Origin of the sequence: Sutcliffiella horikoshii, from assembly GCF_008180725.1 — a bacterium.
Taxonomy (GTDB): Bacteria; Bacillota; Bacilli; order Bacillales; family Bacillaceae_I; genus Sutcliffiella_A; species Sutcliffiella_A horikoshii_B.
Genome location: NZ_VTEV01000002.1, coordinates 450,930 through 473,925, shown reverse-complemented (window position 1 = coordinate 473,925; position 22,996 = coordinate 450,930). Strand labels below are relative to the sequence as shown.

Here is a 22,996-nt window from a genome sequence, read left to right as displayed (position 1 = left end):
GTGTGATCGTATCGTTCATCAATGGATTAAAAACGCCGAACCAATTACTCCGGCTTTTGGACCAAGAGATGCCGGAACGATATTAATTGTTTCCTTCAGTCTCGGATATACGTAGTTTTTTACTTTTTCTTTTATAGGTTCAAGCAACTGGCGTTCGGATTTCATTACACCTCCACCAAGGACAAAGATGGATGGGTTTACAGAATGCACAAGGTTAGCTATCCCAATAGCCAAGTAGTTTATTGCATTATCCAAGATGGTTTGTGCCGTTGGATTTCCTAATGACGCCAAGTGAATCACTTCTTCCGCTCCCCCGGACATTCCACCTTTTTGTCCGCTCAGACCAATTGCCGTCCCGCTTGCCAAGCTTTCCAGTGCTCCAGCATTTAAACTATTATGTGTTGGCCCTCCAGGAAGAATAATCATATTTCCGATTTCACCTGCGTAACCTGCTGCACCCTGAAACACCTTTCCATCCAATACAAAGCCGCCGCCAACTCCTGTACTAACCGTTATATAATAGACACTTTCGGCACCAACACCTGCTCCGAATTTGGCTTCTGCAAGAGCTGCTGCGTTGGCATCATTATCGATTTTCACATGTTCATATAATGACTTTTCCAAAATGTTTGCTAGAGGGATGTTGTTCCAACCGGGAAGATTGGGCGGGTTATAGATGACTCCTGTTTTTGGATCAAGTGGTCCTGGGCAACCTACACCAACGCCTTTTATCACTTCATCCCCCTTCATTTCACGTATCATATCAATCATCTTATCTATGATGTATTGTGGACCTTTTGCCACTTCTGTTTTCCGCTCCATGTCCCTGACTATTTTACCGTCCTCTTTAACTAAAGCCACACGTAGATTGGTCCCTCCTAAATCGACCCCTATTCTTAACCCCATACTAGTTGGCTCCTTTTTCTTCTAAACAGATACCTATTTCAAAGGTTCGATTCCAAGGCAAATAAATATCATTTATTTCATAAGTTAAGGAGTACTTTTCTAAAAAGACTTTTGCCTCTTCATGGAATCTGGCTGTAACTTCTTGAAGAAGGGTTTCATCTGAGATGGTGTCAGTTTTGACTGCTTTACGCACTTGTTGCCTCACAATTGTTTGGTAGAGATAGTCATCCAGGAGCCTTAATACCATTTGTTGCTCCATTCTTGCTTGAACATCCTCAAACGGAACGGAAGGCTTCGCTTTTTGCAAATAGACCATGGCGGATTGAGCAACCACCGTCCCTAAGGTATTCCCCGCGGTATTCCAAGCACCAAACCCGCATAAAGTAGAGAGATTCACCTTATCTAAAAGACTAGGGAGCATGGAGGGATCTGCTCCATTGGCATAAGCTACATCTGCAATACCAACCAACTTCTTTCTTTTAACGTAGTGAAGAATCCTGGAAATCCATTCACCTATGTTTCGATGGGATGTATCTACTTCACCCAAGAATTTCTGTAGAGCGAGGTCGCCTTGTCGCTTACCTGGTACGTTAACAGCAAAGACGATATCAGCATCACTGGCATTGTCTACTGTATAGCTTCCAAATGCGTAAATTTGTCCTTTTACCGATTCACATATGGGTCTGTCCTCATACATTGCATGTACATGGGAACCTGTTTCGCCACTATAAAAAGGGAAGAAAGAAGGTGGCTCCACATTTTCTAGTGTGTAAATAAGCCTTGAGATGAGGGTATTAGCCACTTCATCTGCGCCTGGGTAAATAAAAACCTTGGAGGATAACTGCCGTTTACGTACATAATCAGTGAGCCTCTCCTGCTCTTCAATATTTAAACCATATTCGGATGTATCGTCCTGTGGAAATACAAGCACATCCAACGTTCCATTTTCCACTTGATCTAATAGAGAAAGGTTCACTTGAAAGTTTCTCTCTCGTGTTTGTAGATAATCTTGTAAAATATTAGTTGGAATAACAGCAGATAACCGCTCAACTGTAGTTTTGGAGTCTTCACATTCTGTACGTACAAAGCGGTGAGTATGATAAGAGTACTGCCAAATTTCCTCCCCGTAATCTTTCCAATACTCTTTCTCTTCTTCATTAACATAATTATTAGATATTCGCATGGTTGCGCTAAAAGCCATGATTGGTTTTTCAGGATATGTCTTTTTCAAATGTAGGATAAGTTCCAATCTCTTTAGGATTACTTGTAACTCCTCTGTGTTAATCCTCGATGGAACAAGACCTCCATATGCGAGCATATCGGTAGAAAGGACGAACCCGTCTACTTGCGGTGCTACCTTTAAAAGCCATTCGCTTAAACTTTTGATGTTGCCAGGTCTTTTCAAAAAACCAAGCATTTCTTTTTCTGGTAATAGAACCTCCCACCCGCCAATTTTGGCAATCTGTTTTGGAAGTTCTCTTGTAACAGGTCTTGCATCAATGGGAATCAATGCTATTTTTCTATTCATCATCACAAGCTCCCTTTATGAAAACTGTAGTCTGTAGTTGGCAATACCTTTTGGTGACAGCCTATCACTTTGGTCGTTTAACAGAATAAGTTCACTTTTATCCATATTTACTTTCGTAATAGTGTTTATTTCTTGTCCAGTCGAAAATTGGAAAGCTTGTTCCTTCTTGGTTGGATTCCATAGTCGGAGATACATCTCTCCATCCGAACAGTAAAGGGCACTCCATTGCACTTCCTTGTTATCGATTTCTACTAATCTAACTAAGTTCTTTCCACGTGCGTCCCCTGGATATATTCTTGGAGGGATTCTATAAAAGTGGGCAGATTTAGCAATGTTTCCATTTGTGCATCCAGAAGCAGGTTCAAAAGCAATATCAAAAGTGTAGGTGCCTAGGCATTGCCCTTCAGGAGTCTCCATCCCAGGCCCAGCCCCACCTCCGCGAGTACGTAAGTCATCACGGGAAAGCCAACCAACTGAACGTAATACTGTCACCTCAAGAATATCTTCCTTCCCACTAGGAACTACTTGGTATTCCTGTAGCCCTCTATGGAAAAAGTGAATCCCTACTCCATTTTGTTCTGCACGTATGAAAGATAGGGAAGGCTCCACAACTACAGGCACTTCTTTTTGCTTTGGAGCATCAAACTCCTCTATTTTTTTTGCAGGCCGCTTTACCACATCAAAAGCGGTGTCACTGTATGTCTGTTCAATGGTAGCTCCTAGAGGAAATTGCACACGAAGCCGTTGGTCCTGTGCTCGGTTTAATACTTTCACTTTACTTTCTATTCTTGGAGAGTGACTTGTGAGCATAACAGTCACTTGTATCTCTGTTGTCACTTTTTCCTCTACAGGTCCCGTGCGATCCTCTCTACAACCTGCCGGGACTTCCAATTCAACTGTGTAGTGTAGGAGAGAAACATCCCCCGAGTAATCTACTTTTGGATTTCCTTTTAATCTTCCAAACGTTCTTATATCGTCCTTCGGTGGAGAGTATGTGTATTCATCTCCCACATCCAATGAACTGTAAAAAGATTGTAACCCTTTGTAGGTACGACCGGTTGTCTTTTCCTCCAAAGTCAATGAGCCGTCTGTTTCGACATTTATGCGGTAAAAGGCTGTATCTACTACACCAGCTTCCATTTCAACTAATGTCTTATATTCACCTTCCACTACTCGAAAAGTAGTAAGAGAAGTTGCTGGCAGCTCTTCAACAGAAAATATCACCTCATAAAATGTCCCTTCCGTAAATTCAGGAAAAGCATCAAGCGGGGAGGCGAAGTGACGGTCTTTTCTCTTTGAAAGAATAGTAGGTTGATAGTATTGACCGTGTTCATCCACCAAGGAGAAATCTATGTCCTCTTTTAACCAAATCGTCCCTCTGATAGGACCAGAATAGCTGTGAACATGAGGATTAAATACTGTAAAAACCGTATTATCCTCAAATGGTTTTCTTGTAGCATGACCGCTCTCTGCAGCATCCTGTATACCTGCTGCTGCCAAGGCTCCCATTTGAAGAGACTCTAAGCGCTGTCCCAGCTTCATGGTTCGTGTTTCCATCTCACGGTGCACCTCATCAAGGCTGCAACCACAAATACTATCATGTGGATGATTTTTCATAAGTAGTTTCCAAGATTCCTCTAGATACCTGGCAGGATAATTGTTTGATGCAGTTAATGTTAATAGTGGCTCTGTATAACCTGTTAATTCGTCCTCCATCATCTGATTCTGCTGCTTCAAGTAGGTTCTTGTTGATAAGACATTGGGAAGGACATAAGCATGTTTATTGCTTCTCAGTTCTCCATAATATACAGGCAGATCTTCAGGAAGTTCGGCTTTTAAAGAAGTTAAGTAATGTTCATATGTACTAGATACAAATGTAACTTCCTCTGAAGAGATTTCGTTTATCTTCCCAAGCATATCCCCATGCTTTGGCATCAAGTGATCTCCCCCATTTGTTAAAAGAAGGGCTGATGTTTGAGCGAATCCCTTCACCTTTTCCACATAGTTTGCCATAGAGGTTTGATATGATTCCTCATTTAGGACAGGTTGGTAATACCCTTCTGGTAGAAAGACGGTCAACACCTGTGAGCCGTCTGGTGCCTTCCAGATAAGTTCGGATTTGTCTGAATCAATGCCTCGCCAAGCTATGGCATTGTCTATCCCGAAGCCTTTAAGAAGTTGAGGCATTTGGCTGACATGACCAAACGTATCAGGTAAATAGCCCACCATTTGTGATTCACCATATTTATTGGCAAGCTTCATTCCAATTTCCAAGTTTCGAATGAGTGATTCACCGGAAACGAGAAACTCATCTGCAAGTACATACCAAGGGCCAATGATAATTTTCTTTTCTTTTATAAGAGAGAGGATGCGCTCCTCCATATATGGTTCGCATACCTCTAAGTAATCCTCTAGTGCAGCCATCTGGCCATCCAGAACAAACTGTTCCAGCTCATTATTCTCGAGACCTTCTACTATTCGATCAATTACTTGAGTCAAGCGGTGACGGTAAACCTCGAAAGGCAAGTACCATTCTCGGTCCCAGTGCGTTTGAAAAACGACGTAGCAAGTGTATGTTTTCACTGTCATCCTTTTACCGCTCCTTTCATCGCTCCGGCAATGAAGTGGCGCTGCAGAATGGCGAAAATAATGATGATCGGCAGAATGGAGATGATAGAACCAGCTGCTATATAACGCCAGTTAGCTGAAAAGGAGCCAGCTAACGTGTTTACTCCAAGCGGTAGGGTGTACATGCTTGTATCATTCAGAATAATTAGTGGCCAGAGGAAGTCTCCCCATGCCATCATAAACGTAAAAATGGATAACGTGACAATAGATGGTTTTACAAGTGGCATGAGGATTCTCCACCAAATCTGGAAGGAATTCGCCCCGTCCATCCTTGCTGATTCATCCAATTCGTAAGGAATGGTTAAGAATGCTTGTCGCATCAGGAATATTCCAAATGCAGTCGTTGCGTGAGGTAAAATTAATCCTGCATATGTGTTTTGCAATCCCATTTCTAATGCAAGCAAATAAATCGGTATCATTAGAAGCTGAAAGGGGATCATCATCGTACTGATAATTAAGACAAATACCAGTGTTTTTCCACGGAATTGCATGCGTGCCAACGGGTAGGCAGCTAGAGAACAGAAAATGATATTTAGGAGCACCGTAATAACAGAAACAACAATACTGTTCCATAAATAACGCCAGAAGGGGAAGAAGTTCATAACTTCCACGTAGTTCTGGAAGGTGATTTTTTCCGGTATGAATTGTGGCGGATAGGAGAAAATGTTTTCCCCACCGGATTTCAAAGAGGTTGCCAACAACCATAGAAATGGACCTACCATGATAAGCGTGACAAATAAGAGTGTCGCATAAGTTAGAGAAGTCTTTAACACTTTTTTGAATGTCAGTGGCTTTTTAGGTTTGGGATTTATTACATTCACTTGTTTTGTATTTATTGAAGGAGAATTCATGTTCATCACCCCTTTATGACCGTTTCTTTTTTGTTCATGAATTTGATGTTGATAATGGAGAAAATTAAGGTAATTAAGAATAAGACAACCCCTGCGGCACTCGCATACCCCATCTGCAGTTTCTCAAAAGCTTCTTGGTAAATATAGAATACAAGTGTTTTGGAGCTGTTAAGTGGTCCGCCACCTGTCATGACATAGATTTCTTCAAAAACTTTCATTGCTGAAATAGAAGACATAATTGTTACAATCATAATGGAAGGCATCAAGAGTGGAACTGTAATGTGCCAAATTTGTTTCCACTTGGTTGCCCCGTCAATATCAGCAGCTTCATAAAGGTCATCGGGGATAGACTGTAAACCTGCAAGATAAATGACCATATAGTAACCAAGTCCCTTCCAAATGGTCACAATCATTACAGCAAAAATGGAAGTAGATGTGGAAGTCAGCCAGTTTACAGGAGCTGAAATCACACCAAGAGAATCAAGAATGTAATTAAGTACACCCTGGTCGGCATAAACCCATTTCCAAGCAATTCCGACGACCACCATGGACGTAACTACTGGTATGTAGTAAGCAGAACGGAAAAATCCAATTCCTTTTATTTGTTTATTTACTAGGATGGCAAGGAAGATAGGTAACACTACAAGTGCAGGAACGACAAGGATGAGGTAAAGTAGCGTTTGCCCTAAAACTTTCCAAAACAATGGATCTTCAAAAAGAGCCTGATAGTTTTCTAGGCCTATAAATTCGGCATCATTGACAATATTGTAGTTAGTGAAGCTGAGCCAAATGGCATGGAGCATAGGGTAAAAGATGAATGCACCCAAGATAATTAATCCTGGAACTAAAAATAAAAATGGTGTTAAAGGATTTCTTTTCAAACGGACTCCCCTCTTTTCTCTATATGTTGTAATGCCATTGCTGCCGCCCCGAACATTCCGGCTTTGTTTCCAAGTAAAGCAGGTATGACTGCAGTGTTTACATCCATATTTTTTAGTTTCTTTTCAAGTTCATTCCACCAGTGTGCTTGGGATTCGATAAGACCACCGCCAATAAGAATGGCCTGTGGATCAATTGCAACCGTGATGTTGTAGATGACAATCGTCAAATAATCTATATATCGGTCAACCACCTTTTTGACCTGTTTATTTCCATTTGAATATGCTTCGAAAATCTCAGCACCATGTGTAAAAGCGAGTTCCGTTTCGGTGCGAACGGCTTGTGTCAAAGCTGTACCTGATAGATATTGTTCAATACAGCCATCTTTTCCACAATTACACGGTTTTCCATGAGGGACGAGAATGACATGTCCCCATTCTCCACTCTGAAATTTGCTTCCGTTAAGTATTTTTCCGTTTATTGCAGTGGCTCCGCCAACTCCTGTGCCGAGTGTCAGCATGACTGCAGTTTCTAATTGCTTGTTATAGGTAGCGCCTGCCCACATTTCTCCGAGTAAGGCGGTATTTGCATCATTCTCAATATAAGATTCTACTTCGTACTTCTTTTCCAAAAAGGCTTTCAGTTTCGTACCTTCCCAGTTTGGCAGGTTGGCAGTGGCGAAGACTACCTCTCCTTTTTCAGGATTTATTCTACCTGCTGACCCCACTCCTATTCCAGAAACAGGAATATTATTCCGGAATAAGGAATCGATTACAGTCACAACAGAGCGCAAGATGCCTTCTCTACCCTCTGCTATATTGGTAGAGACCTTCACCTCTTGCAAAATTTCTGCTTTTCTATTAATGATTGCGCCCTTTACTCCAGTACCGCCAATGTCTACACCTATTACATTCATCTTGTCACCAACTAACTGCTTAATAAATTTTTTCTATAACCGCTCTTGCCGTTTTTTCTTTCATTGATAAAGAATACTCTTTCTGTTTTACAGCAAGCCCTGTGCATAAAAGGTCAATCACAAATAATTGCGCAATCTTTGCTGCGAGTGAACCTCCTTCAAGCGGGGATTCCTTGCCTCCACTTAACATTACCAAGTCAGCAAGCTTTGTGATTGGAGACCTAGCATAATACGTGATAGCAATGATTTTCGCCCCATTTTCCTTCGCAATTTTCAACGAGTCGATCGTATCCTTCGTACTCCCAGAGACACTTAAACCAATTACAACATCTTCTTGCCCTAGTGTGGCAGCTGTCATAGATTGTAAATGCGGATCAATCACAGCATCTGATCGGAATCCGAAACGTAAAAATCGATTTTTCGCATCCAAAGCGGTCAATCCTGATGTACCAACCCCAAAGAATTGGATAGATTTAGCTTTTAAGAGAAGCTCAATAATCCCATCTAGTGTTTCCTGATTTAACTTATTCATCGTTTCATCAATAGCATTCTTTGTATTGTTCGCAATAGAGGCCACCAGGCTTGCTGGTTTGTTTTCTTCCGATTTATTATGTTCTTTTTCATGGTTGATGGAGGATAGGTCCTTGGCAATGGCAAGTTTAAATTCTTGATAACCCTTCAAACCAATTTTTCGACAAAATCTTAATACTGTCGTTTCCCCTACTTCTGCTACATCTGCGAGATCCGTTACAGAGTAGTAAAGTACTTTTTCCATCTGTTCCAAAACAACAGATGCAACTTTCTGCTCTGATTTTGTCAATGAAGGGTAATAACTATTAATTAATCCGCCTAACCTGCTCTTTGACGCCGTTTGTACTTCCATCATATCCAGCCACTTCCTTTTCAAAAACTTTCGCAAAACTTTTTGTGATTTCCTGAGGTCGAGTAATGGCAGAGCCAACTACCACTGCAAACGCTCCTAAATCCAAGGCCTTTTTTGCCTCTTCAGGTGTAGATATTCTACCTTCCGCAAACACAGGAATGGATAATTCTTTCACTAACTTTTTCAACAAATAAAAGTCAGGTTCCTGCTTTTGTGGAGAATATGCTGTATACCCAGACATTGTGGTGGAAACACAATCAACCCCGATATCCGCAGCCCTCTTTCCCTCCTCAAAAGTGGAGATGTCAGCCATCACCAGAATATCATTGGCTTTTATGTATGCTACCAAGGACTCTAGAGTTTCGGAATTTGGTCGAATTCTGCTTGTCGCATCAAGTGCGATGATATCAACGCCTGCTACTATCAGCTCATCCACTTCTTTTTTTGTTGCTGTAATATATACTTCGCTGTCCGGATAATCTCTTTTAACAAGACCAATGATAGGTAGAGCTACCGCTTGTTTTATTGCCTTTATATCTTTTACACCGTTCGCTCTAATGCCAGAAGCGCCGCCAATCCATGCCGCCTTGGCCATTTTAGCCATAACATCTGAGCCATGTAGAGGTTCATTTTCCAATGCCTGACAGGAGACAATCAATTTCCCTTTGATTTGTTGAAATATTTGTTTTTTGGTCATGTCTTCACCACCGTACTCTTTATCTAGTAAACAAAGAAAGGGAGTTTGCCTATAAAAACTCCCTTTCTTTTGTGTTCGTTATTGTGCCAGGATTTCATTCCATTTCGCTTCAGCTTGTGCTAATGCTTCATCAACAGTCATTTGACCTAGCATCGCTGCATGCAATGCTTCATTCATCGCAGTACGAAGGTCCTCAAAATTGCTCATTGGAGGAATTAATACTTCACTGTCCTTTAACTGGCTAGCAGATACGATTCGCGCTTCATCTATTGGAGTTGGTTCAGCAGGAAGTTCATTAAAGAATGGATCATCCAAAGCTGTTTCAATAGATGGAAGTATTGCAGTTAGTTTATCAAATTCAACCTGATTTTCTGCATTTGTCATAAAGATAGAGAAATCTACAGCTGCTTGTTGGTGCTCAGATTGCTTTGGAACCACAAGGTTCATCGCTGCTACATTCTTTTTATTTGTTTTGCCTGTTATAATTGGAGCCGTTTTGGTTGCTGCTAAAATATCCGGGGCATTCTCTTCAACGATAGTCAGGAATTGAGGGCCAGAAGCTAAAATGGCAATTTCACCAGCTTGATATAAATCAACGGCCTTGGAGTGTCCTTCTGTCAATACTTCACGTGGAATATAACCACCTTCATAAAGATCCACGAAAAATTGGAAAGCTTCTTTTCCTTCTGCCGTATTAAACGTTGCTTTCGTCATATCTTCATTCGTTAAGTCCACACCCATCATAACCATGGACTCCAAAAGATGGCTTCCATCTAACGCAGGGAAGAATGCGTATTTTCCTGTCTTATCTTTAATTTGCTTTGCCACCATTTTTAACTCTTCAAATGTGGTTGGAGCCTTCTCTGTATCCAGTCCAGCTTCTTCAAAAATATCTGTGTTATACATAGTTACCTGTGAGGATAAGTACCAAGGAATACCGAACGTCTTTCCATCAAATGTGTTAGAAGCCCATACCCCTTCAAAATACTGGCTACGTACATCATCTGGAACCATTTCGTCCATGTTTACTAGGGCATCTAGCTCTGCAAGCTTTGCCGCAAATTGAGGGTTTAAGTTGGCTACATCTGGAGCAGTCTTAGAAGCGACAGATGTTAAAATCTTCGTTTCCATGTCTCCCCAAGGAACGTCTACCCACTTAACCTTTACATTCGGGTTCTCTTCTTCAAAGTCAGCAATAACCCCATTAATATAGTCATCAAATGTTGGAGAAAGCTGCATGGTCCAGAATTCGATCTCCACTTGCTCATTTGAATCAGATTCTCTTGAGCCTTCACTATTATTGTTTGCCGTAGAATTGTTGCTACTGCACGCAGCCGCAAATACCAATGTAAACATCATCATAAAAGCTAACCAAAATTTTGACCTCTTCATTCTCTAATTCTCCCCTTTGTTTTCTTATTTATGGATGAAAAAATCCAACGCACGCGACAAATCCCTCTGCCAAAATGTCCATAGATGTCCTTCGTTTTCTTCGTAGTATGTAAGATTCATAGATAGCGAAGAGAACAATTCCATCAACTTCCGGTTGTGCGTTAAGATGTGAAACACTTCATCAGATAATGCATAATAAAAATTGTCTTCTTGAAGCCCCACCACTTGGTAGACATTCCAGTGGAAATCCTGCGCCCTTTTATGAAGCGCTTTCATGTTGTCGTATAATATTTCTGGGTACACTCCGGATTGAAGGAGCAGATCAGTCCATAGACTTGGCTCTTGTGTAGCAATAGTCAAACTTACTGTTGCTCCTAGGGAGTCGCCAAGTAGGCCCATTTTTCTTACTTTCTTTCCTTGTAGCTTTATGTCTTCAAGTACGTCAGGTACTAACTCTTGGGTGAAAAAGTCCAAATACTCCTGATTCTGTTTTCCATTAGGATGGTAATAGTGATATCTTTCCTCAGATGTACCTGGTGGAACAAGCACAAGAAGAATTCCTAACTTACCATTCCCTCTGGTCCGAAGAACTTCATGGATCTTCCCATTTATGAGATAATCCCAACCATCCTGAACAAACAAAACCCCAACATCCTTACATTCAGACCCATGCGACAACAATCCATACTCCAAGCCTCTTTGCAGAAAATCGCTTTGTATGTACTTTTTTACAGGCTTGATCAAATGCATCACCTCTAAGGGGTCTGACCCTCATCACTTTAAAGCGTTCCATTGTACAAGTAACCGCTTTCTATTTTCATCCTAGCATATGAAAACCATTTTGTGAATATGTTCTCCAAAATTTATTTTTTTGGTGGAGAAATGCTCCTTTTTCTATTTTATCTCGTTTTCAAGGCTACTACCCTCGCCAAACACCGATGACAAGCATATGTTATGGAATGGATAGTATGTCTAAAGGAGGCATTATTCAATGTCCTTATATTTTGAATGGAGAAAGAGTTGCGGATGCAGGGTGCCGTGTAATTGTGACGTGCAACCTAGAGGAATGGAGCCGCGGTATTATTTTAATCAGAGCGATGAGATGTTGGGGATAGAAGCGGATACGCCAACGCAAGCGATTGAATTGAAAGTGAAGACGCATTTTCCAAATGAAGTAGTAAAGTTGGATGCGATGATCGAAGCCTTTATCCTGACAGAAAACAATCCTGCCTATAGCTTTATTGTGGAGTTTTCGTTATTGCGGGAGACGACTCCGTTAACAAGTGAGAGTTTTGCGCTGATCAATCAATTTGGACAAAATGATTGTGAAAAAACAATAATCAACACGACAAAGATTATTTGGACCGATATCATTCCACTTCCCGGCACTTATACGTATTATTTAGAAGTGAACCACATCACCCTTCCGAACCAAAATATTGCAAGCGTGGAAGTTCAGGATCGTTCACTTACAGCAATTTCGTTCCCTTCTACTAAACAAACAGCAGAAAAAAAAGAATAGTAATTTTTAAACAAACGTTGGTTTAAGCGGAAATGAAAATGTAGAATTCCCAATGGGTACAGCGGTTGAGTTTGAGATTAACTTTTGAAAAAGTTATTTCACAGAAACTTTACAAGGGATGTCGAAATGGTAAGGTTTTTGTTGTTTTGCTGTGCAAACACTTATCTCGAATAGTAAATTTTAAACAAACGTTGGTTCAAAAGGAAATGAAAATGTAGAATTCCCAATGGGTACAGCCGTTGTTTTTAGAATTAACTTTTGGAAAAGCTATTTCCGAATAACGCAAAAGACCTAGGATATAGTCCCAGGTCTTTTTATGGTTATTGTCCTGCTCGAACTTGGTATTTCTTTTTAAAAACCCATTCACGCTGGATCACATAACTTGCCAGGAAAAGGAGTCCATCCACTACTATTTTGATACCAACTTCCCCAAAACCGACCACCTCAAAGATGAGATACACCCCACCTGCAGATGCCAGCATTTGTGCAATGCTTAGGGAAAAGTATTTTACAATAGCATAAGAGCTAGTAGATTTGAATACCACCTTTCTGTTAACAGTAAAGTTGAATAAGGAAGACAGAACCCTCGCTAGCACAGTTGCCAGAATAATGTAAGATTCAACGAAAACACCATTTAACATCATAACAAAGAGGGCAAACAACAAAATATCCAAGCCAAATGAAAGGACAGAAGATAAGGCAAACTTTAAAAAGGTTGCGTATATTTTTATGGAATCTCTTATCGGCTTAAAGTGGGAAGATTTATTGTCTTCTAGATAGATAGTTTGGATTTTCACTTCTTCTATCTCAATATTATTCGGTTTGCATTCCATTAACATGTTCATTTCGAATTCATAGCGTTGGCCGGTAACATGAATCAGTTTTTGGATAAAGTGGGCCGGTATTCCCCTAAGCCCTGTTTGGGTATCGGAAATTTGCATTCCACAAGCTAATCGGGCGATGTTTTTCGTCAATACGTTTCCAAATTTGCTACGGAAGGGAATGTCCTTTGCTGAAAAGTTACGAACTCCAAGCACGAGGCTCTTCGGTCGCTCGCAAAGCCTCATGGCCACTTTTTTCATATCCTCGACTGCATGCTGACCATCTGCATCCAATGTAACAAGCCCCACAGAATGAGGACTGGTTTTTAAGAAGTGGGTAAAAGCAGTCTTTAACGCCTGCCCCTTCCCTTTGTTTACCTGATGCTCGAGGATGGTGCATTCTTTCCATTCTTTTATCATTTTAAAAATAGACGCACACTCTGGCTTGCTGCCATCATTAACCACCAGAATCTGCTTGAATCCTTCTTTTACAATGTCACGGATCAGATTTATGAGTTGTTTATCAGGATTATAGGCTGGAATAAGGACGGTAACTCCATTTGGATTTGTCATATTATCCCCCAGTTCCTCGCTTTTTTTAAATATGTAAATTTCTCTAGGTACAAATATATGTGTTATATGTATAAAGTAGTAAATCATTTGTAATTATTTTCCCTATTAAGACGTTTTTCTAACTTAAAATGGAGAGTTTTATAAATTATATTCTTGGTTGGTTTACCCTTTTTACACTTCTGGGTATGTAAATCTTATTACAGCACTCTAAGGAGGAAGTTGCATGAACGAGCAACGTAAAGAGGTTATTGGTTCTTATTTAATGGAAGAAGAGGCACTTTCTAAAATTGATTGGCTTCAATCGGAAGGCTACCAACCAGAGGAAATCTGGATTATTCGTGATAATCGAGGTATTGTTGAGCAATTTGGCAAGGGTGGATTCTCGCGTGCTCATGATGAAAGGGAAGCCCAACTGAATGAGTATTCTAGCATCAACCCAAGCAGTTCCATCGTTACACCAAAGAGCCTCTTCACACCGGAAAATAAAAGCGTTGCTGTTACGTTGATGGAGATGGGCATCGCAAAAGAGGAAGCCTACCGCTACGAGTTCGACGTAAAAGTCGGAAAAGTGCTTGTACTGGCAGAACCAATCTCAAGCATGAAACTACGTCAAAAAGCTTTGACAGAGAGCCGGATGGAAAGATATGCGACGGAAGAGCCTTCCCTGCATTTAGATGAAAGTACCGAACCCACAATGGCGGAGAAACCTGTAGTTTCAGAGGATAAGAGATTGGCAGAGTCAAATACCTCCATTAATCGTCCGATGCCTGATACGAATTTAGATGGGAGCATTCCGTTAGACGAGCAAATCTTGAGCGGGGATCCAGTTGAAACTGAGAAAGACTACGCCCGTGAAGAGGTTACTGCTCTCCATGACCAGGCAAGTGTGACGACTGAAGCAACTACACTGAATAGGACGGGAAATCCTGATTTGGAAATAGAGGAAAATTTGGCTAGAGAGCAACGAAATAACGGAAAGCGTTATGCCGAAAATAGTTCTGAGGAAGACGTGGACAAAGCGTTACTTTATGAGCACGGACAACCGTTCCCGATGGAAACACCCTATGAGGAAGATGTCTATGACAAGCGTGTGATTTCAGATGGCCCACTAGGTGTGGAGTTGGAGGAAACAGCTGGAGATATGAGCCGTAGTCAGGACGAAAAGCCGCTTTTCAGCTCAAAGGAAACACGGGACGCCTCTATTAAAACTAAAACTGTAAACTCTACGTCTGCAGTAAGTCGAGATGAGCGTTTAACAGAAACAGAAGACAAAGGACCCATTCTCTTTGAAGATACATTACAGGAAATCGAAAGAGACGAGCCGTTGGTAGATAGCTATGAACCTACATCTCATGAAACAGAGCAACCTGGTGACATATATGCTCCAGAAGAGGAGACATCCGTGCATATAGACGAGGAAACATACATGCAAGAGGAGAATGTCCGACATACAGAAGAGCGCGATGGCTCATTATTTGAAGAGGATCACTCAGAAGGACCCTTCTCAGACCGCAAAAAAGAAAGAATGACCCAAAAACGCAACAACCTATTCAATGGCGAAGACAACGACCTTTTTAGAAGATAAAATGTTTAAGAAAAGAGCAAGAAAAAGCAGAGCAGGGATTCCGTAGAATTCCTGCTCTGCTTTTTTTTTCGAAAAGGGGTCAGACCCCTAAAGGATTTTTGCCTTCGACGTCGAAACCCTCTTTCCACCTAGTTTAAACTTATAAGCTCACACTTTTTCCCGTCTCGCTGCTGCGGTAGATGGCGTCGATGATGAGAGAGACTTGCATGGCTTGTTGAGGTTTGACGATTAGTTCTTCGTGTCCGAGGCAGCTGTTTACGAAGTTTTCAGCTTGCGGGATACTTGGGTCGTCTTCGCCTGGCACCCAGTCCGCTTCTGTATTCAACAGCATCCCATGCTTCATCTGGTTGACGTGAAATGGGAACAGGTCCACTCCGCCGCTAATGCCGGAGATACTTACACTCTCTTCGTCCCCTTTTACATTCGCAGCCCAGGATGTTTCAAACAGCAATGAAGCTCCGCCTTCAAATTTGATATAAGCAGTCACGTGATCATCCACTTCAAACGTTTCATGATCAAAGCTTCCCCACTGGTTCACCTGCCCTGGCATTTTACTTAACTCATTATAAGTCGTTCCCATCACTTCCACAGGCTTTGGGTTTCCAAGCAACCACAAGGATAAATCCAACAGATGGCAGCCATAATCAATCAAGCTTCCTCCGCCCTGCAGTTCCTTGTTCGTAAATACACCCCACCCAGGGACCTTACGACGGCGCATCCCCTTAGCTCTTGCCACAATCGGCCGTCCTATTTCATCCGCATCCACCAAGCGTTTTGCTGCAACCGATTCTTTCATAAATCTGTAATGATACGCAATCGCAAGTTGTTTACCTGATTTTTCAGCAGCAGCAATCATTGCATCACATTCATCCGGTCGCATGGCCATCGGCTTTTCACAGAACACATGCAATCCTGCTTCTAGGGCCGCAATCGTAATCTCAGCATGGAACTTATTTGGCGTACAAATGGTCACCGCATCCACATGTTCAAACATATCCGCATAATGGGCATACACATTGGCAATCCCAAATTTCTCCCCTACCATCCTTGCGGTCTCTTCATTTACATCACTTATTGCCGTAATGGTCACTTTTTCTGCCATCTTTAAAAAAGTCGGGATATGCCGATTCTGTGCAATCCCACCAACCCCGATAATTCCCATTCTTAACTGACTCATACCTACACCTCATTTTTATGTATTCTTCAAAAATAATGATCCATAAGGACACTCTAGCTGTTGCTTGGAGCACAGGGCGAAGACTCCCGCGGGAGGAAGGGACAGGGGAGACCCCGCAGGCTTGCCGAGGAGGCTCCCGGACCGCCCGCGGGAAAGCGAAGCACAGTGCGGAAAGCAACAGCGGTGGTACCTATTTTACTAAACTACTCCTATACTCATTTGGCGTCACACCAAAAAACTTCTTATACACCTTACTAAAATACTTCTCATTCTGATAACCAATATGATACGCAATCTCATAAATTTTCAAAGTTGGATTTGCTAAAAGCTCCTTCGCCTTCTCCATCCGGATCCGCGTCACATAATCCGTAATGGTTTCATGATATTCTTGCTTGAACTTGCGGGAAATATGCTCCCGGCTCAAGTAAAAACGGTCGGCAATCTCCTGAAGCGTAATATCTTGTTGATAGTTGGCCCGAAGGTACTCCTCAATCTTTTCCATACTAGAAATGGAAACAGGCTCGGTGGAACGAACAGGAATCGTTTCCATATTGCTCACAGACCCCATTGTCCTTTTGACCAAGGCTTCTTCCTTCCACTTTTTCACTGCCCGCTCTAACGTCTCATTCAGCAGTTCCGGATCAATGGGCTTCAATATATAATCAAAACTTTTATAAGTAATCGCATTTCGCATAAACGTGTAATCATCGTACCCGCTGACCACAATGGTCACGCTTGGCAAATCCGATTCAGCAATCCACTTAAGCAGGCTGATTCCATCCTTTTTCGGCATAGCCATGTCAGTGAAAATAATTTCAGGGCGATGCTGCTTGATGAGCATGATCGCCTCGTCCCCATCCTCTGCTTCATAGATAATATCAATCCCGTTTTCCTTCCAATTTCCCAACAACTGCAGTCCGTCCCGCACATGCTTTTCATCATCCACGATAATTGCTTTCACTCTTTTCACCCCCAACTTCTAGCGGAAGCTTCAATGTCACCATAAAACCACCATTATAATGATTTTCTAAATGAAGCGATGCTAAATTATTGTAGTAAAGCTGCAAGCGTGTATGAATATTTTTCAATCCTATATTAGTCTCTTCTCCGTCAGAGGCTGGTTTCCCTTCTGTTAACAGGCGATAAATTTCTGTCAATCTACTTTCACTCACACCGGCACCGTTATCCCAAATGGCGAGATGAAGATACTCATCTGCTATTCTTCCATGAATGTCAATCTTTCCAACCCCTTCTCGAATATCAAATCCATGTTTAAAATAGTTCTCGATAATTGGTTGGAGGATCATTTTGGGGACCTCAATGTCCAGCGCTTGCTCTTCTATTTCCATCTCATATTCGAAATGCTCCCCGAAACGCTCCTTTTGCAGCAAAAGAAATGCCTTTAAATAATTGATTTCTTTCTTTAACGGGACCATATCCTCCTCCATATTCATCCCATATCTCATGATTTTCGAGAGGTGGGTTAGGAGGGTATAAATTTGCGGCACCTTATTCTTCAAGGCAAGCGTTCCAATCGATTGCAAGGCATTATATAAAAAATGCGGGTTGAGCTGCGATTGAAGCACCTTTAACTGATTTGTTTTATTTTCAATCTCCAACTTGTATTCCCTGTTGATTAAGAGATTAATTCGCTCCATCATCTGCTTAAAACGATATCCTAATATACCAATCTCATCATTTCCGAGTGATGGAAACTGCACATTCATGTTCCCCTCTTTTACTTGCTGAATATTTTGGAGCAACACCCTGATGGGAGACGTAATTTTAAATGAAACAATAAGCGAGGCTAAAATGACCAAGCATAACCCGATGACACCAAAGAGTATGTTAATTTTCGTGACAACAAAAGCATTGTCATAAAGGGTGGTGTAAGGGACCCTTTTCACCAAGATCCATCCACCTACCGCGAGCTCCGTCTGGTCATACATCATAACGCCTTGAAATTGCCCGTTGTCCCATTCCATCGTTCCCTGCGTTGATTCTGATTTCATAATTTCTGGAATCCATAGTTGCTCTTCCTTTTTGGAGGCAACCATTGGATTGGAGCTATAGATCAACTCTCCTGTTGCTGAGAGGATGAAAAATTCTTCCTTTTCCTTATTGTAAAGGTTCTCACTTAACTCCAATATTTTTTCCGTGCCTACTTCAAGGGTGATATAAGCAAGCACCGTATCAGAGGGTACATTCGTCAAGGCACGGTGAACATACAGAACATTTCGCCCCTCTTGTAGCTGAGTGGTGTCAATATTATAGTTGTAAGGACTGAGTTGAGCCCGTTTATATGCGTCTTCGTAGGCATTGGAGATGCGGTCAGAGAAAACGACCGTGGACCGTTTGGAGGCGGTGATCCCCCTATTTTCCTCTGCAAAAGCGATCTGCACCCTCGTGATGTTTTCTTCCGCGTATAGAATAGTCTGCAGGACGTTTCTGACAATTCCTATTGTTAAATAGTTATTTTCATTGTCAGGTGTCCTCATGTAGTTGATAAAATCGGGATTGTTGTAGAGTGATAGGGTGAGATTATTGAGCTCTTCAAGATAGTTTTCGAGATTTATTTTTCCTTGGTAGAGAAGGTTGCTGTTTTCTTGGACGACAAGGTCTTTGAATGCTTCTTTCGTTTGGTAGTATGTAATGATGATCGACGTTCCGAATGGGAGGATCGTGATGATTAAAAGGAGTGCGATCAGTTTGTTGCGTATGCTTTTTTTAAACATGGATCCTCACCTCCGAAGCGCTTACATTTTTATGAATCTCCTATACTCCTTGTTTCCTTCGTTCCAGGTGTTCGCTTTCCGCGGGACGGTGCTTGAGCCTCCTCGGCTTCTCCTGCGGGGTCTCAACCTACCGTTACTCCCCCGCTGGAGTCTCACACCTTGCACTACAGTCAACAAGGGGATTCTAAGGTATTAAAAGGTCTTTTATTTCTATAATAATTCAAAAACTACGTTAATTAGAGTGGAAAGCACGCAGACTTCCGCGGGAGAAAGAGACAGAGAGATCCCTGAGGTTTGCGAAGCTACTAAAATCTGAAATCTTATGTACTTAGTAATCTTTAGCTGTGGATTGGAGCAAAAGGCGAAGACTCCTGAGGGAGATAGCGGTAGCTTGAGACCCCGCAGCGGAGCGAGGAGGCTTAAGCACCGCCCCTAGGAAAGCGAAGCCATTTGCGGAAATCAACAGCGGTGTCTAATCAACAACCTATTTTCACAAACAATATCTTTCTTTTAATTATACCAGAAAAGCATGCCTGCTATGAGACATGCTTTTCGAAAATAGTGATTATTTTAGGTTATCCCAAGTAGTTTGGAAGCGCTCAAGAACTGTGTCGTAGTCGATTCTTCCAGCAGCGTATTCTTGGATTGTTGCTGCAAACTCTTTGTTTGCTCCATCCGGCCACATGAACCAAGTCCAAGGAACCGTTTTTTCCGCAGTAGAGTACTCAAGGATAGATTGACCAAGGTCACCAAGTCCAGCTGGCTCGATGTTATCGAATGCCGGGATGAAAGCGAACTCTTCAGTGATGTAGCGTTTACCAGTTTCAGAGGATACCATCCAGTTTAAGAATGTCTTTGCCTCTTCGATATTTTCAGAGTTTTTGTTGATCGCCCAGTTGTTTGGAACCCCAACAGGAAGGCTGTCTGCACTTGCATCATCATTGATTGGAATCGGAAGGAAGCCCATGTTCATGTCTGGATCTACTTCATAAATCATGTTTTCCGTCCAGTTACCTTGTTGAAGCATCGCAGTTTGACCACTTGCAAATTGCGTAACTTGTGTGTTGTAGTCTGTTGTTAATGGATTGTCGTTACCAAATTTGATTTCAGCATCAAGAACTTCTTTGAAGTCTTCGAAATGCTTGTTGCCAACGATTTTCTCTGATCCGTCATATAGACCAGCGATGAACGCTTCTGGATCGTCTTGTTGTGCAAATGGAATGTTAAGTAAATGTTGTCCGATTACCCACCATTCTGCATATCCAGCTGAGAAAGGTGTGATGCCTGCCGCTTCTAATTTTTCAGCAGCTGCTTTCAATTCTGTAATATTTGTAGGAGGTTCTGTGATACCAGCTTCCTCAAACAAGTCTTTGTTGTAGATAAATCCGTATCCTTCAAGGTTTACAGGCATTCCGTAAAGCTTGCCGTCTTCTGGATCTGTCATTGGTACTTTACCGATTGGTAGAACGTGCTCTGCCCATGGCTCTTCAGAAAGATCTGCTAAGTGCTCTTTCCAAAGCTCAAGCTCTTTGAATCCACCGTTGTTGAAGATGTCCGGTTGCTCACCAGATGCGAATTTTGCTTTTAAAGCAGCACCGTAATCTGCTCCCCCACCAACTGTTTCTAATTTTACTTTGATGTTCGGATGTTCTGCTTCGAATTCTTTGATCATTTCTGCTAATTGGTCAGCGATTTCTACTTTAAATTGGAAAAGATTCAATGTAACTTGATCTCCATCCCCAGAATTGTTGTCACTGTTGCCGGAAGAATTATCGCTAGAACAGCCTGCGAAAATTCCAACCACTAACGACAACGATAATAAAAGAAGTACTAAGCGTTTCATTGTATTGCCCCCCTTGTTTTAAATGAAAAATTTTATAGTAACTTGACAGTGGCCACAGTAAGGTTGCGGCCCATGCTAAGTCTACTTAACAGAACCTGCGGCAATCCCCTTGATGATGTGCCTTTGTAAAAATAAGAAGAAAATGATGATCGGTGCGATACCTAGCATTAATGCTGCAAGCCCCATATCCCACTGCTTCGTGTATTGCGCGAAGAATGAGCTTGTTGCAAGCGGAATCGTTCTTAGCTCAGCTGTCTGAAGAACAAGTAGCGGCAGTAGATAATCGTTCCAAATCCAAAGTGTGTTCAGGATAACCACTGTGACCGTAATTGGTTTGAGAAGTGGGAATACAATTCTCCAGAATACCCCAAACTGACTGCATCCATCAATTCGCGCTGCTTCCTCAATTTCCACCGGAACTGTTTTCACAAAACCGTGGTATAGGAAAAGAGAAAGCGGTACGCCAAAACCGAAGTACATGACGACGATTCCAGGGATACTATTGATAAGGTTTAGTGCGCCACCTAGCTTCATCAATGGAATCATAACCGTTTGGAACGGAATGACCATCGCAGAAACAATGATGACAAATAATATTTTACTAAACTTTCCGGGAGTGCGGACCATTTTCCACGCAGCCATGGAACTTATGACGACAATTCCGATATTGCTGAGAACCGTGATAATCAGTGAGTTCCAGAAAGCACGCGGGAATTGAATGATTTCCCACACTTTTGCATAGTTGCTAAAAAGGATTTCTGTCGGCAATGCAGCCGCGTCAATCAGTATTTCACTAAAGCTTTTCACTGAATTTATGATGACAAAGTAAAAGGGAATGAGGAATAGGATTGCCAGAAGGATTCCTATAACTTCAAGCACAAAGGTTCTTTTCGTATACTTTTGATCCATTATGCCTCAACCTCCCTTTTCTTTGTTGCCATTACTTGGAATGTCGTAAAGATTGCCACGACTACAAAGAAGATGATTGCTTTTGCCGTTCCAAGGCCATAACGGTTATTCTGGAACGCTTCTTGATAGATGTTAATGGCCACTGACTGTGTAGAGTTGAATGGCCCGCCGCCTGTTAAGCTCAGGTTCAGGTCGAATATTTTGAATGCCATCGCGATTGTCAGGAAGAAACAGATCGTGAAGGCCGGTAAAATTAATGGAATAATGATTTTAGTGATAAGGGTGAAGTTGTTCGCCCCATCAATTCTAGCCGCTTCCAATAAGGAATTGTCCACCCCTTGAAGGGCTGCGATGTAGATAATCATCATGTAACCGCTGATTTGCCAAGCGAATACGATGACGATTCCCCAAAAAGCTGTTGTTTCATCTCCAAGCCAAGGAAGCTTGAAAAACGAAAGTCCCGTAAGTTCTCCAACTGATGCAAATCCTCTGACGAAAATGAACTGCCAGATGAAACCGAGCAATAGTCCTCCGATGACGTTCGGGATGAAAAAGACGGTTCTTAGGATATTTTTCGTTTTCAATGCTGCATTAAGTAACAGCGCAAGGCCGAAACCTATCAAGTTACTAATGATAACTGCTGCGAACATGAACTTCGTCGTGAACATGAAAGAGTTAAAGAATACTTCGTCATTCGTGAAGATCCGCTTATAGTTTTCAAGTCCCACCCACTCAATAGCGGAACTGACACCATTCCAGGAAGTAAAAGAATAATAGATTCCCATAAGAAACGGGATAATTTGGATAACAAAGAAAAAAATAAGTGCAGGTCCAACAAATGCCGTGTACGTTAATATGCTCTTAAGTTTGGCTTTCCTTTTGGGATCGCCCTTCACATCATGCAACTTCATCCTGCCTGAACTATTCGGCACAACAGGATCCACTTTCGGTTCAATTTTAGTCTCCATCATTACTCACCGCCTATTTGTAAACGCTTTCCTACATTATAAAACGCTTCCACACCATTTCAGGGTCACTCAATTGACAACATAGGGGTACTGAATTGATAGAAGGAGGAGAGGTAGGGGGTTTCGACAGAGGGACAAAAATACCTGCTGGGGTCTGACCCCTTATGAAAATTTTTAATAATA

Annotated in this window: 19 protein-coding genes; 2 read left to right on the top strand and 17 right to left on the bottom strand. The window is 41.8% G+C overall.

Annotated features, from left to right (window positions below):
- Positions 1-18: 18 nt before the first annotated feature.
- From FZC76_RS06220 to FZC76_RS06175, 10 genes are all read right to left on the bottom strand, one after another.
- The gene (locus tag FZC76_RS06220; RefSeq protein WP_148987381.1) at positions 19-906 is read right to left on the bottom strand and encodes an ROK family protein; all 888 of its coding nucleotides are present in this window, start codon (positions 904-906) and stop codon (positions 19-21) included.
- Between the two features lies 1 nt (position 907).
- Positions 908-2,437, bottom strand: coding sequence for a DUF4127 family protein (locus FZC76_RS06215; protein ID WP_148987380.1), 1,530 nt, complete (start codon positions 2,435-2,437; stop codon positions 908-910).
- Between the two features lie 12 nt (positions 2,438-2,449).
- Positions 2,450-5,023, bottom strand: coding sequence for a glycoside hydrolase family 38 N-terminal domain-containing protein (locus FZC76_RS06210; protein WP_148987379.1), 2,574 nt, complete (start codon positions 5,021-5,023; stop codon positions 2,450-2,452).
- Positions 5,020-5,913: a carbohydrate ABC transporter permease gene (locus tag FZC76_RS06205; protein ID WP_148987378.1), complete on the bottom strand. Its 894-nt coding sequence runs from the start codon at positions 5,911-5,913 to the stop codon at positions 5,020-5,022. The genes FZC76_RS06210 and FZC76_RS06205 overlap by 4 nt, the downstream gene beginning before the upstream one ends.
- Positions 5,914-5,918: 5 nt before the next feature.
- Positions 5,919-6,794, bottom strand: a complete 876-nt coding sequence (locus FZC76_RS06200; protein WP_222928500.1) for a carbohydrate ABC transporter permease — start codon at positions 6,792-6,794, stop codon at positions 5,919-5,921.
- Positions 6,791-7,708, bottom strand: a complete 918-nt coding sequence (locus tag FZC76_RS06195; protein ID WP_148987377.1) for an ROK family protein — start codon at positions 7,706-7,708, stop codon at positions 6,791-6,793. The genes FZC76_RS06200 and FZC76_RS06195 overlap by 4 nt, the downstream gene beginning before the upstream one ends.
- Before the next feature lie 19 nt (positions 7,709-7,727).
- Positions 7,728-8,594: a MurR/RpiR family transcriptional regulator gene (locus FZC76_RS06190; protein WP_148987376.1), complete on the bottom strand. Its 867-nt coding sequence runs from the start codon at positions 8,592-8,594 to the stop codon at positions 7,728-7,730.
- The gene (locus FZC76_RS06185) at positions 8,545-9,288 is read right to left on the bottom strand and encodes an N-acetylmannosamine-6-phosphate 2-epimerase (RefSeq protein WP_262372451.1); all 744 of its coding nucleotides are present in this window, start codon (positions 9,286-9,288) and stop codon (positions 8,545-8,547) included. The genes FZC76_RS06190 and FZC76_RS06185 overlap by 50 nt, the downstream gene beginning before the upstream one ends.
- 78 nt (positions 9,289-9,366) lie before the next feature.
- Entirely contained in the window at positions 9,367-10,680 is a 1,314-nt protein-coding gene (locus FZC76_RS06180) for an ABC transporter substrate-binding protein (RefSeq protein WP_148987375.1), read from the bottom strand.
- Between the two features lie 24 nt (positions 10,681-10,704).
- Positions 10,705-11,424 carry an alpha/beta hydrolase-fold protein gene (locus FZC76_RS06175; protein WP_187441965.1) on the bottom strand — a complete coding sequence of 240 codons (720 nt, stop codon included), beginning with the start codon at positions 11,422-11,424 and terminating at the stop codon, positions 10,705-10,707.
- Between the two features lie 247 nt (positions 11,425-11,671).
- Between FZC76_RS06175 and FZC76_RS06170 the strand changes: the two genes are divergently transcribed.
- Positions 11,672-12,202, top strand: coding sequence for a hypothetical protein (locus tag FZC76_RS06170; RefSeq protein ID WP_148987373.1), 531 nt, complete (start codon positions 11,672-11,674; stop codon positions 12,200-12,202).
- Between the two features lie 320 nt (positions 12,203-12,522).
- Here FZC76_RS06170 and FZC76_RS06165 read toward each other — a convergent pair whose 3' ends face one another.
- Positions 12,523-13,596, bottom strand: coding sequence for a bifunctional glycosyltransferase family 2/GtrA family protein (locus FZC76_RS06165; protein WP_148987372.1), 1,074 nt, complete (start codon positions 13,594-13,596; stop codon positions 12,523-12,525).
- 223 nt (positions 13,597-13,819) lie between these two features.
- Between FZC76_RS06165 and FZC76_RS06160 the strand changes: the two genes are divergently transcribed.
- Entirely contained in the window at positions 13,820-15,181 is a 1,362-nt protein-coding gene (locus FZC76_RS06160) for a general stress protein (RefSeq protein WP_148987371.1), read from the top strand.
- 139 nt (positions 15,182-15,320) lie between these two features.
- Here FZC76_RS06160 and FZC76_RS06155 read toward each other — a convergent pair whose 3' ends face one another.
- From FZC76_RS06155 to FZC76_RS06125, 6 genes are all read right to left on the bottom strand, one after another.
- Positions 15,321-16,358 (bottom strand): Gfo/Idh/MocA family protein, encoded by a 1,038-nt coding sequence (locus FZC76_RS06155; RefSeq protein WP_148987370.1) that lies wholly within the window; start codon positions 16,356-16,358, stop codon positions 15,321-15,323.
- Positions 16,359-16,548: 190 nt separating this feature from the next.
- A complete protein-coding gene (locus tag FZC76_RS06145) occupies positions 16,549-17,319 on the bottom strand; it encodes a response regulator transcription factor (protein WP_148987368.1) in 771 nt (256 codons plus the stop codon).
- The gene (locus tag FZC76_RS06140) at positions 17,297-19,093 is read right to left on the bottom strand and encodes a sensor histidine kinase (RefSeq protein ID WP_148987367.1); all 1,797 of its coding nucleotides are present in this window, start codon (positions 19,091-19,093) and stop codon (positions 17,297-17,299) included. The genes FZC76_RS06145 and FZC76_RS06140 overlap by 23 nt, the downstream gene beginning before the upstream one ends.
- Before the next feature lie 565 nt (positions 19,094-19,658).
- Positions 19,659-20,936 carry an ABC transporter substrate-binding protein gene (locus FZC76_RS06135; protein WP_148987366.1) on the bottom strand — a complete coding sequence of 426 codons (1,278 nt, stop codon included), beginning with the start codon at positions 20,934-20,936 and terminating at the stop codon, positions 19,659-19,661.
- A gap of 81 nt (positions 20,937-21,017) precedes the next feature.
- Positions 21,018-21,845 carry a carbohydrate ABC transporter permease gene (locus tag FZC76_RS06130; RefSeq protein WP_148987365.1) on the bottom strand — a complete coding sequence of 276 codons (828 nt, stop codon included), beginning with the start codon at positions 21,843-21,845 and terminating at the stop codon, positions 21,018-21,020.
- Positions 21,845-22,756, bottom strand: a complete 912-nt coding sequence (locus FZC76_RS06125; RefSeq protein ID WP_148987511.1) for a carbohydrate ABC transporter permease — start codon at positions 22,754-22,756, stop codon at positions 21,845-21,847. Before FZC76_RS06125 ends, FZC76_RS06130 begins: the two co-directional genes overlap by 1 nt.
- Positions 22,757-22,996 lie beyond the last annotated feature (240 nt).